Source organism: Microcystis sp. M109S1, assembly GCF_020247025.1.
In the GTDB taxonomy this organism is placed as follows: domain Bacteria; phylum Cyanobacteriota; class Cyanobacteriia; order Cyanobacteriales; family Microcystaceae; genus Microcystis.
The window spans coordinates 1-11,282 of record NZ_JADBRW010000071.1 but is presented as its reverse complement, the minus strand read 5'-3'; the positions used below and the strand labels follow the sequence as shown (position 1 = coordinate 11,282).

Sequence of the window (11,282 nt, the reverse complement as noted above, 5' to 3'; positions counted from 1 at the left end):
GGATGCCATGCTCAACTGCTACACTATGTAACTTTTTACTTCCTCTCAGATTAACTTATATCAGCTCGTCCTGCTAGGCACGACATTCAGTCACCTCTGTCTGTTACATTTTATACAAAACGACGTGCGATTACCCTGCAAATTAAATGTTCTTCTCCTGCTTAGGTTTTTACCCCATTTTAAATATTCTCCATGCCAATTTAAATAATAGCGACCAACGCTTTCACCATCTAAATATTTAAAATACTCATCCGTTAATTGGCTTTTAGCATGATAAGCTCTATTTTCTTTTATTTCTTTTGTTTGAAGTGGAATTCCTGCATTTACTTCGTAGGCTTTTAACCCTGCCTTTACATCTGCAACGAATTTTAATTGAATGGATTTTGAATCAATTTTTTCTAATAATTGTATTGATTCTTTTTCTTTAAAAGATTCAATGTTAATCAAATAGTCTTTTTGGTTAACAAAATATTTACTATTAAGCTCTTTGATAAGAATAAGACTCCTTTCTTTAGTATATTCTAATAGTGAAATAGTAGAATTTGATGTATGATTTTCAAGAATGATAATAGAACTATCAACGGATGCACTTTCAAAGACTTGAGCTAAAAAATTAACCACTTTAATGTTAGACTTGTTCAGAATAAAATGCCTTAATTTTTTGTTAGTATTGATTGTCATCCAGTTGTTAGGAGTTATATACGCAAAATGACCTTTATTATTTAGTAGTGAACATCCTTTCTCGATAAATAAAGGATATAAATTGACTTGATATTCAGCTAATTCAAAATTGTCATAGAAATACTTTTTATCTTCATCTGTAAATCCTTTATCCTGACTATTTCTCGCAAAAACATAAGGCGGATTCCCTACCACCACATCAAAGCCGCCCTTAGACTCAAACACATCCCTGAAGTGCAGGTGATACTGGAAGAAGTTAAGCGATCGCTCTCCACTTTCAACCTCTTTAGCAAACTTATCAAGTTCAGCCAATTTAGTAGCAATTTCAGCTTTTTCCTTTTCTTGAGCCTTAGAAACCTTAGCTTTCATAGTTTTAATCTTGGTTTCTAATTCTTTCTGCTTACCTAACCAATACTGGTGACGATCGCTCACTGCCACCCGAAACACATTCGCCTCAGCTTCAAGGATTTGTTCTCTAAGTCGATGACGTTCTTCAGTCTGGGCATCAAAATACCTTTTTTCTAGTTCAAGCAAAGGAGCGATCGCAATTTGAATAGGAGTAACGGCTAACATCCCCTGCTGAATTTTGGTAGGGTCTGGGATTAACTGTTCCCCGTGAATGGTAGAGATGAGGGAATCCCCACACATCAGCTTGTAGTCTAGGTTAGGCAAGGGTTCCACATCTTCAATATTGGGAATGTCCACTACCAGAGACAGCCACATCCTCAATTTAGCGATTTCGATCGCTTCTGGTTTGATATCGACACCATAGAGGTTATTGGCAATGATGTCCCGTTTCCATTGAGAAATGGTCAGGCTGCCCCTAGAAACTTTCATTCCTTCCCGTCTGGCTACTGCCTGCCTCACATTCAGGATTACCTGCATCATACCGAGAGGGAACGCACCACTACCCACTGCCGGATCTAACACTTTCAGAGAAGCGATCGCTTTCTTTAATTCCCTTGCCTGTTGGGGACTCATCAACTGATTGAAGTCAGAGTCTGGCAGATCGGGTTCATAATCGATCAATTTCTGCACAACTTCTAACTCCATACCTGCCTCATCACTGAGGTAACGGCTCAAAACCTCAGAACACATGAACTGCACGATGCCTCTGGGAGTGTAGAACGTTCCCGACTGTCCCCGTTCCTCAGCCGCCAGCATATTCTCGAAAACTTTCCCTAACATTTCAGGGTCAACCGCCACATCTTCATCTCCAGAAGTGTTTTCTGAGATGGTGAAGTTGTAAGAGTTAAAGAACCCAAGAATACTATCGGTATCGCCGGGGTCAAACAACCCATTAGGTAAGGTAACTATCTCCGGTGTCAGCCGTCCCGCCGCGTCTTTAATCCCCGTTCCATAATCCCGATCAAATAGACCGCCATTGAGATAGGGAATTTTACCCCATTTTGACTCTAGGTTAGGACGGCTTTGGTTTAACGTCTCGAAGAATAACGGTTCGAGGACAGTGGTGTAGTAGTCCATGTCGTCGGGGTCAAGTCTGAGACGCTGGTATTGGGTGGTGAGGAAGCGGCGATCGCCTGCGAGAAACTCTTTCTTTTGAAGGAAATAGAGGAACATCAACCGTCCCAGCAATCGCTGCGAGAATTGATGCAAGTGGTCAGGGTCATCAAAATAGGGATGATTGTTATGCCGTTTTACTCCCTGCTGAACCTTATCGAATAGTTGTTTATAGCCCCTGTAGAATGCTTTGGTCAGCTTCTCAACATCAAAGGCTTCACACTGCGCTTTGTATAGTTCCTGCGGCGATTTTCCCCTGACTGCGATCGCTTCTAGTCGGTCTAAGTCGTAGGCTGTGGGATTGGTACGGTCAATTAAAAGTTTTCTGATGCTGGCCTTGAGGTTCATCTTGTCATCAAAGCTCTTGCGGGGATTGACCAACATCAACTGGTTGTAGTCCTTGGTTGCCAACAAGAGAAACTCAGTATCGCGACGACCTACCTGAGATGCGATCGCTTTCATCCGACCACTGGCAACACTGGGAGAAGACCACTCCTCCGGCTGCAACTGGAATAATAAAACTTGCAAACCCCCATCCCCTTGATCGGCGATCAGATGAGCGTCATAGACGGCCTCGGCACTTCTGAAAGTTAACTGCAAGTCCTCTAGGTTTAGGGGCTGCGCTTCGGCATTATAACCTAATCGTCCGAATAAAGACGCTACCCTATCTGGGCCAGTTAAACTCCTTAAATCATCTAGTTGCAGTAATCGTTCCGGCATTTCCCCAACTTCCAAAACTGATTTCGATTATCCCTCTAAAGCGATTGTCTGCCAGCCTTTTTTGATGGATAGAGCAAATTAAGTAAAACCATCGATTATTATCAATGCAATCGTCAAGGTTTGCCGTCCATCTCTAGGATGCCACGAATAGCGGTCAATATTTCACTTTCTCTCACCTAAAGTAAAATAGTACAAAGTTATCTCCTAGTCAAGATCGGGGGGAATTATAGTAGAAAGGGAACTGGGAATCGGAACGATGATCGAGCGTCACAGAAGGAGATTGGCTAATGGGGAGGAGCGGCTCTATACCTACGGGGTTGCGCCAGACGGAGAGCGGCAGCCCTTGTCGATCCGTTCCGTTGATGGTTCCGTTTCAGTCGCCTGCTATAGGGGCGCAGAAAAAGAGCGGGTGGTGGCCGCCCTACTAGCCAATGCCAGTTTGTTGGTGGTGGGTGAAGCTGGTGCGGGAAAGACCTTTTTAGCAGAGCGGGTGATCGAGGAGTTACTTGATCGAGGTTTTCCAGTGGCCGCCCCGGCCATCGGCACGGTCAAACAGATGCTTCTGGAAATCGCAGGGGATTTGGGGGTAGATACGGAAACCCTAGAGGGCAAACCGATGACAGGACAGCAGTTACAGGAAGCGATCGCCGAATGGATGCAAGGTAACGTCGCTTTTCTGGTCATGGACAATGCCCACCGGTTCCAAGTTTCCCTGCGTTGTTGGTTAGAAAAACTGCATTTGCAGGGACAGCCGATGTTATTGTTGGCTACTTACCCCCCGGCCCGAGATATTTTTTTGAAGCTTCCCCGCATCGAATTGGAAGCTTTACCAGAAAGGGCGATCCGCGAAATCATGGAGGAGGAAGCGGTCAGTTTGGGATTGCAGGTGACACAGGGTAAACTGGCCGATTGGCAACAACGGGCGATCGGTAATCCCATGTTGGCGAAACGGGTGGTCAAGGAAGAATATTTAGGATTGGAGGGCAATAATTACGATCATACCCAGTGGATCGACGGTACTCCCCTACTAATCGCCGTTCTCATGGGTTTTATGATTCTCAGATTCTTGGGACTCGGTTTTAATAACACCAGTCTTTATCTGATCGGCGGGATACTGACCGTAACTGTGGGAATGGTCAGGTTGATGATTTATTCGTTACCCCGACAGTCTAACCGTTTGGGACGCTGACTTCATCCTACCTTAGTAGTTTGGTCTGTCACATAGATCACACATCGATCCGGTAAACTGAAAGAGTTGAGCATGATGACCTATGACCATTGCGATCAACCAACCAATAGAACAAAAGCAACTCAGCTTTGACGAGTTTCTCGCTCGTTACGGTGGGGATAATCGCTACGAACTAATCGATGGAGAGGTGTTCGATTTGGAACCGACGGGGTGGCATGAGGAAGTAGTAGCTTTCATTACCACAAAGGTCTGTGTCGAGATCGATAAAATAGATTTACCTTGGTTTGTTCTTCAACGGGGATTATTGCGTCCTTCCCACCTTAGTATGACGGCATTTCGACCTGACGTTGCGGTTGTAGATCGAGATGAACTTAGCAAAGAACTACTTTGGTCTAACCAGTCGATTCTGACGCTCGGTAGTTCGATTAAATTTGTGGCGGAAGTTGTCAGTAGCAACTGGCAAAACGATTATGCCCGCAAAGTTGAAGATTACGCCGTTTTAGGCATTCCTGAATATTGGATTGCCGATTATGCGGGATTGGGCGGGACTCGACATATTGGTAAGCCCAAACAGCCCACTCTATCCATCTGTACGCTAGTGGATGGAGAGTATGAGATTCAGCAGTTTCGAGGCAATCAGACCATAACTTCCACCGTCTTCCCAGGTCTGAAATTGACGGCCGAACAGGTGTTGAAAGCTGGTGGATAATCCCGCCATAACAATTCAAATACACCAGACGGACAGACCAGTAACACACCGCAAACCTCAAAGAAAGGGTGATATCGTCGCTTGACAGATCGGCCTCTCAAGAGTCTTCCAGAAAAAATCTGGCAATCAGCCCACGGAAAAAAAGGTTGAGAAACTGGGTGAATTAAACAGTTAACTTTGGGTTTTAGATTTGGTCGGGTTAAGAGTTATTCAGTGATCAGTTGTCAGTTTACGATTACCGATCACAGCAAAAAACTAACCCTTGCCGCTCGATAATTTAAGTTATCATTCACGACTACCACTCCCGATTCACAAACTATAACTTATAATTTATAATCTATAATTCACAATTTATAATTCATAATTTATAATTCATAATTTATAATTCATAATTTATATGATGAGCGTCACTCATATAGCCTTTTCGGTAGCTTTGACGAGTATAACGTTGGGAACCGCCAATCCGGAGATATTGGGCATAGCGGCGGTGGCAGCCCTGTTACCAGATATTGACACGGGCAAAAGCTCGCTCGGACGGCTCTTTTTTCCCGTCAGCAGTTGGCTAGAAAAGAGAACGGTTCACCGGGGCATAACCCACAGTTTCTTTGCTTCTGGTGTCGTCACCCTTGCGGCTTATCCCCTGGCCTTACTGGGTTATAGTCCACTCTGGTACGGTCTGATTCTCGGTTACTTTTTCGGCTGGTTTGCCGATGTTTTTACTAAGTCGGGAGTTCAGGCGTTCTATCCTGGTCGGGGACGGATGATCATCCCCAGAAATCCTCGTTTGAGGTTGGCCACGGGGAGTAATGCCGAGTGGTTTCTGCTTTTTGTTCTTGTGGTCGTCTCGGTTCTGAGTATTTCTATCAACAGTGGTGGCGGTCTGATCCGCGGGTTCAATCAGGCGTTGGGGTTGCCGTCGGGAGCGATCGAGACGGTGAACGAGGATGCTTCCCGTTATCTGTTGCGAGTTAGGGTTCAAGGGAGGAACGCCATTACCGAACAGCCGATTGACGCTACCTACGAGGTAATCGAACCGTTGACCGTTAGCGATCTGCTGGTCAAGGACGAACAGGGAACGGTGTACCGACTGGGTTCGAGTCAGGAATCTCAGATCATCGCCTCCCGCCTTCGGGTGGAACGGGTCGCGCCAGTCCAAGTAAAAATCGAAAATATCCTCTTGGAAGATGAATATTTAGATAGGCTCGCCAGTTTAACGGAACCTTTCGACGTAGCTCAGGGTGCAAGGGTATATCTAACGGGAACGCTGACCGTGGCCGATGGTTCTGGTCTGAGTCTGCCCACCCATGCCGACCGTTTCGATACCATTACCTTACAACCGGGTAACATCGCCTACGCCCGACTTACCGCCGCTAGTCCCCAGTACGCGATCGATAAGTTGGGAGAATACAGCGTTTCAGGTCATCTCATCGCCAGGATAGTCAATGTTCAATAAACAGCAGAAAAAACCACTACCCACCGCCACTTTACAGGCTCCGAAGCCATTTAATTCCCCCCTGTCAGAATCATCGCCACCGTCTGGCATTCTCTTGGGAGATAACTGTTATTGGAATCCTAGCTATTTGCCCAATGGTCACATCGTCGCCATTGGTGCATCAGGTAGTGGCAAAACCCAGACCCTCAAAGCGATCGCCTATTCCCTGAGACAGACCTATCCCGATATTCAGTTATTTATTATCGATTTCCACGGTGATCAGGAGATTATCGGCGAAACTTGTTATCCTCTGCACATGGCCAGTTCTCACGGTATTAATCCCCTGATTGTCAACCTCGATGCCGAAGGGGGTGGTCCCCATCTACAGGCGATCGCTGTTACCACCACCCTAAAACGTTCCTTACAGTTGGGACCCAATCAGGAGGGATTACTATTAGAAATATTGCAATTTTGTTATGACCGACGGGGTATCACCCAAGAACGACCGACGAGTTGGACAAGGGAAGCCCCCAATTTTACCGATTTGCAGCAGGAGATCGAGTCGCGGGTCGAGAGCGGCTGTAAGGAATCGCAAAAACTGAAACTGAAACTGATAGCCACCTTCACCTACGGTGTCTTCTGCCGTCCCCAACCCGACTTCACCGAGAAACATATCCGCATCGACCTCTCGAAATTACCGCCTGAGATCGGGGCGATTGCCGCCGAATCCCTAGCATGGCAATTGATGAACCGACACCGGTTAACTGGCGAAATCGAGGGTAAGTTACCCCGCACCTACCTATTCATCGACGAGGCCAAGGAATTGCGGAAAAGTCGGGCTTGTGATCGGATTATCGCCGACGGTCGTAAGTACGGTTTGGGTTTGGTTTTGGCATCCCAATCGGAACGACATCTCAGCGACGACGTGATCGGCAACTCCTCGACGAAGATCGTTCTGCCGGTGGACCAGTCGGAAGTGAAACGGGTGGCCGCCAAATTCCGTTTTGCCGAGAAGAAAGTAGCTGAGTTAGTACCCTTGACCGCCCTATGTCGTTTCGGCAAACAGGCAGAACTGACCAGCATCTTTCCCTATCACCGGAGGGTAGAAGATGGTTAGCACTCTCTCAAGACCCCATCAACGACGCACCGAGACGGTTTTCGCTATCCTCGACGGCGCACCAGCAGGCACAACCTACGACGGTCTGATCTCGTTGGTACGGGAGAAAACGGGCAAGGGTTGTTCCCGTAAACTGATCAGTCGCTGGAAACGGGAACGCACCAGAGAAACTGTCTTGGAAATTCCGACCGTCTTGGAAATTCCGACCGTTTTAGAAACGACTGCTTCTCAAAAAACACTTAGACAAAGTTTAGTGCCTGCCCTGAGAGAAACCGACACTTCTCCCGCCGTTCCAGAACCCCTGTATCCCTATTCCCCCCGTCAGGATTTCTTTCGTTACCTGACCCTTGCCGTTGCTAAGCTAAACGGCGCTTAACCTGCATGATCCAATAGCTATAACCCTTTTGGAGTCTATATCGGTGATCCGAAGTAAAAGCCGTTTAGCTTACCATTATCACCCTAGTCGGTTGCAGTTACACCACCGCCCAAAAACCCACCCCCTTCAACAAGCTCGACCCCGTTACTCCCGTCATCCTTCCCGTTGCCCCCCCGAAGAAAATATCCTCGACACAACCGAGGGAGATCAAGATTCAATTGACCCTTACCACCCCTGCCGATCTGCGGGTCAAACAAGGCTCTCGCATCGTGGCGGGTCAGACCTTAAGCGATCGCTCGACCGAGAGACAACGACTACAAACCCAACGAAAACAGTTAGAACTCTCCCTCAAACAGTTAGAGATTCCCCTACCCGAACTCACCTTACCTTCACCACCGCCAACATTAAATAAACTTCCCCCCGTTTCCTACCGACAAGAAATAGCTCAAATTACTCTGAAAACAGGAGAATTAAAACAGTTAGAGACTAAAATCACTCAACAAAAACAGAAAATCGCCCAATTACTTACCTTGAGCGAAGCCGAAGATAAGAAACTTGCCATGAAACCCACGGACGTTCGGGTAGCTTCCGTTCCCACCCGAACGTTCCCCACTTTTGTCACCATCGATGGGCAAGCCCCCGTGGAGACGATTATCGAACACGAACGGGCGAAACTCTCCCAACGGTCAGCGGAATGGGAACAAGCAAAAATACAATTGGAAATCGCTAACGGTCAGTTGTCCACCGCTAGGGAAAAACGCCTTCAGGAAGAATACCAACTCGCAGTCGAGGAAAACCGACGGGCGATCACTCTCCGCAACCAACAACTGGAAGTGGATAAACAAAGAGCGGTTCGCGCTGCACAACTTCAGGAACGGGAATACAACAAAGCGGTCATCAGGACGAGAATACAGGAGATCGACGATGCACTGGTTCAATTGGGTACGGTTAAGGCTCCCTATCCCGGAACGGTCAAACGGCTTAAATGGCAAGGCCAGAACGACCATACTCTTACTGTCGAGCTTACTCTTGACGTGGACTCCCCTACAGGCCGCTCCTCTACCCTGTCTCGATAGCGGCAATGACTGCATTCAGACCCTGACCGAGGCGGCGATCAAACGTTCCCCCGAATTGCAGACCCTTGATGAGCGACTCTCCCTGATCGACCAGCGACTGCAATTGGCAGAACAAACTATTGATCATGCCAACGCCCGACATTGGACAAGTTATCTCACCACCGACCCGATCGCCATTCTCCAAAATCTGTTTGGGGGTGGTCAGGTACAGCGTGACCGGATGGCCATCACCGACCTCGAAATCAGGGCGGCCGACCTAGAAGCAGCCCGGGCTGAATTGGAACGTCAACGGGCTGCCAAACGCTCTCAACTCGGAGAACAGGTCTTAACGCTGGTGATCGCCTACGAATCAGCTGGCGATCGAGAACGGGCGATATCAGCCCAACTGTCCAATCACGACCTCTTGACCAGAATTACCGAGATCGATTACCGTCTGGGTGGGTCAACTACCGAAACCTATCTGACCAGAATCGCCCAACGAGAACAGTTAGAGATTCAGTGGAACCGTTACCGTCTCGAAGGGGAAACCGCCAAACGACAGCTTCTATCCTTGACCGGGTTTTCCGCTCCTGAAACTACTGGGGAAACTACCGGGTGACAGACCATTACTGTCAGAAATAGGAATCGTTGCTATAGCGGTATTTGTGAGATACAGACCATCATCTTGCCTAGACTGACTTATAGCTTGTTGCAGTAACCTCATTCGACTGCAACAAGCTATAGAGTCCATTTGGTATCTTTCCCAAAATCCTTACCCAGTATGGATGAGAGCGAATTAGCCAAAATACCTGTAATTCTTACCCGTGAAGCATCACAAGAGAGATACCAAATAGGTTCTATACCTCATCTTTCTGAAAAAGTTTCTCAATGTTAAGCTAAACGGCGCTTAACCTGCATGATCCAATAGCTATAACCCTTTTGGAGTCTATATCGGTGATCCGAAGTAAAAGCCGTTTAGCTTACCTCACCTCAGCCGTGGCACTGGCATCATTGCCGAACACATCTACTAACCGGACAGCGATCACTTCCCGAATCCCTAACAACTGCATTCGGAGCAGTATCGATCGCTGGTTCGACCGGAAAAAAACTAGGGGATGCGATCGATAGAACAAGAGCAAGCGAAATCTAGGTTAGGTTTCCCGTCACGTTTTGCTCTTAGTTTTAATAAGCTAAACGGCTTTTACTTCGGATCACCGATATAGACTCCAAAAGGGTTATAGCTATTGGATCATGCAGGTTAAGCGCCGTTTAGCTTACTCTAGTGTATCAACGGGCATTACATCCCTCCAAAAACTTCAATAACTTTTCTTCCCAAGTATTCAGGTAGGGACGCTTCAAAGAACCCAACGTTTCCAGAATAGCCCTCACCGTCTCCTCTTCCCCTAACGACCGGAGATGAACTAGACGGTCGCTCAGTTGTTTCATCTTTTGCCGGTGGTCGGGGGAATACTGCAAATCCCTTAAATTCTCCTCTCTAACGGTATATTCACCGTTCCAAGTCCTTACCAGACAGGAAAATTCCCTCACCTCGATCACGATACACCAACAGCCGCCCAATCCTCGCAAATCGGGGTTATCCTTGATCAGTATTTCGCAGACATCACCGACCCGGTAGGGAATCGGGATTTTGGTTCGCTCGCGGATGCGCTGTACTATATCCTTGACGATGCGACCGGACGGGACTTTACCCCCCGCAGCTTCTACCGCTTGCTGCCACACTTCTCTCTGTTGATCCGGTTCCAGTTGGGTTAGGGGACGACACTGAGCTTCGTTGGTGGGGACAGGGTTTGTCAATTTCTCCCCCGTTGAATTTTGTCTCCAATTTGGAGACATTTCTTGTGGAGACATTTCTTGTGGAGACATTTCTTGTGGAGACATTTCTTGTGGAGACATTTCTTGTGGAGACATTTCTTGTGGAGACATTTCTTGTGGAGACATTTCTTGTGGAGACATTTCTGAAAGATTGTCTCCAATTTGGAGACGTGGGGGAAAAAGATTATCCACAACGGCAGCGGCATCAATCAGCCGATAAGAATGAGCGCGTTTCATCCCGAATCGGTCTTGAACGTACTCCTCAAAAGTCTTGTGGGTAGAACGGTACAGCCGTCTATCCCGCAGTTCCTTCAAGGCTGTTCCCGCTTCGTAGAAAGCCCTTTCTACCTTGCGCTCCCAGAACAGACGTTGACGTTCTTCGTCTGGTGTCAGGTCATCTACCACTTCTACCTGTACCGATTCCGTCGGGGGAAACAGATCCAGTTCCAGATTGACCGCCCTTTCTGGTTCGGGTGGCAGCCGTTTATGATTCTTTTTGGCCCAATCATCTAGTGGGACTTAAACGCTCAACAAAAGTCCAATCGAGTATAATCGTTACAGAGTAAGCACTTTACGTTGAGAAATCGGCGATGAAAGAGACAACCCCAGCCGCGATGCCTCCCTGCTTTGACCGATGGTGTCGGCGGTT

9 protein-coding genes are annotated in these 11,282 nt (G+C 47.4%); 7 read left to right on the top strand and 2 right to left on the bottom strand.

The features are described 5' to 3' along the window. Positions 1–90 precede the first annotated feature (90 nt). On the bottom strand, positions 91–2,937 hold the full coding sequence (locus IM322_RS03405) for an Eco57I restriction-modification methylase domain-containing protein (RefSeq protein ID WP_287713101.1): 2,847 nt from the start codon (positions 2,935–2,937) through the stop codon (positions 91–93). A gap of 241 nt (positions 2,938–3,178) precedes the next feature. Between IM322_RS03405 and IM322_RS03400 the strand changes: the two genes are divergently transcribed. From IM322_RS03400 to IM322_RS03370, 7 genes are all read left to right on the top strand, one after another. Then, entirely contained in the window at positions 3,179–4,111 is a 933-nt protein-coding gene (locus IM322_RS03400; RefSeq protein WP_287674716.1) for an ATP-binding protein, read from the top strand. Between the two features lie 82 nt (positions 4,112–4,193). Further along, entirely contained in the window at positions 4,194–4,820 is a 627-nt protein-coding gene (locus IM322_RS03395; protein WP_287674714.1) for a Uma2 family endonuclease, read from the top strand. Positions 4,821–5,220: 400 nt separating this feature from the next. Continuing rightward, complete coding sequence (locus tag IM322_RS03390; RefSeq protein ID WP_287674712.1) at positions 5,221–6,273, top strand: metal-dependent hydrolase; 1,053 nt, start codon at positions 5,221–5,223, stop codon at positions 6,271–6,273. Further along, positions 6,263–7,369, top strand: coding sequence for an ATP-binding protein (locus tag IM322_RS03385; protein WP_287674711.1), 1,107 nt, complete (start codon positions 6,263–6,265; stop codon positions 7,367–7,369). The genes IM322_RS03390 and IM322_RS03385 overlap by 11 nt, the downstream gene beginning before the upstream one ends. Beyond that, positions 7,362–7,745 carry a hypothetical protein gene (locus IM322_RS03380; protein ID WP_287713100.1) on the top strand — a complete coding sequence of 128 codons (384 nt, stop codon included), beginning with the start codon at positions 7,362–7,364 and terminating at the stop codon, positions 7,743–7,745. The genes IM322_RS03385 and IM322_RS03380 overlap by 8 nt, the downstream gene beginning before the upstream one ends. Positions 7,746–7,963: 218 nt before the next feature. Then, positions 7,964–8,821 carry a hypothetical protein gene (locus IM322_RS03375; RefSeq protein ID WP_287674707.1) on the top strand — a complete coding sequence of 286 codons (858 nt, stop codon included), beginning with the start codon at positions 7,964–7,966 and terminating at the stop codon, positions 8,819–8,821. Then, a complete protein-coding gene (locus IM322_RS03370; protein WP_287674705.1) occupies positions 8,775–9,419 on the top strand; it encodes a hypothetical protein in 645 nt (214 codons plus the stop codon). Before IM322_RS03375 ends, IM322_RS03370 begins: the two co-directional genes overlap by 47 nt. A gap of 668 nt (positions 9,420–10,087) precedes the next feature. Here IM322_RS03370 and IM322_RS03365 read toward each other — a convergent pair. Next, the gene (locus tag IM322_RS03365) at positions 10,088–11,038 is read right to left on the bottom strand and encodes a hypothetical protein (RefSeq protein WP_287674704.1); all 951 of its coding nucleotides are present in this window, start codon (positions 11,036–11,038) and stop codon (positions 10,088–10,090) included. Positions 11,039–11,282 lie beyond the last annotated feature (244 nt).

What these genes read in the sequence shown, in the direction of transcription:
- IM322_RS03395 (WP_287674714.1), top strand. Translation starts at nt 4,194, where the DNA reads ATGACCATTGCGATCAACCAACCAATAGAACAAAAGCAACTCAGCTTT.
- IM322_RS03400 (WP_287674716.1), top strand. Translation starts at nt 3,179, where the DNA reads ATGATCGAGCGTCACAGAAGGAGATTGGCTAATGGGGAGGAGCGGCTC.
- IM322_RS03385 (WP_287674711.1), top strand. Translation starts at nt 6,263, where the DNA reads ATGTTCAATAAACAGCAGAAAAAACCACTACCCACCGCCACTTTACAG.
- IM322_RS03380 (WP_287713100.1), top strand. Translation starts at nt 7,362, where the DNA reads ATGGTTAGCACTCTCTCAAGACCCCATCAACGACGCACCGAGACGGTT.
- IM322_RS03390 (WP_287674712.1), top strand. Translation starts at nt 5,221, where the DNA reads ATGAGCGTCACTCATATAGCCTTTTCGGTAGCTTTGACGAGTATAACG.